We start from the raw sequence: 394 nt of genomic DNA on the forward strand, positions 1-394 counted from the left end.
CCCGTAAGGCGGCTTGAAGCCGACAAGACCGCAGGCCGACGCGGGAATTCGGATCGACCCGGCAATGTCCGAGCCGGTGGCGATCGACGACGTGCCGGACGCCAGCGTCGCCGCGGCACCGCCGGACGAACCGCCGGGCGTGAAATCCGGGTTCCACGGATTGCGCGTCACGCCCCAGCGTTTCGACCAGGTGTAGCCGGCGCAGCTGAATTCAGGCGTCGCCGTGCGGGCATGGACAATGCCTCCGGCCTTGATGATGCGCTCGTTCATCGTCGACGTATGGCCACCGATGGCATCCCGGGACAGCAGCGAGCCGTGCGAGGTCGGCTTGTCCTTGATGTAGCTCTCGTCCTTGATGCCGATCGGCAGCCCCTCGAGCGCCCCGGTACGGGCC

Annotated in this window: 1 protein-coding gene; it reads right to left on the reverse strand. The window is 67.8% G+C overall.

The genetic code is table 11. The annotated features are described in order from the left end of the window. A partial coding sequence (locus tag EOC94_RS33840) for an amidase (protein ID WP_148128482.1) occupies positions 1–394 on the reverse strand: 394 nt, incomplete at both ends.

Origin of the sequence: Mesorhizobium sp. M6A.T.Ce.TU.016.01.1.1, assembly GCF_003997065.1 — a bacterium.
Classification (GTDB): Bacteria; Pseudomonadota; Alphaproteobacteria; order Rhizobiales; family Rhizobiaceae; genus Mesorhizobium; species Mesorhizobium mediterraneum.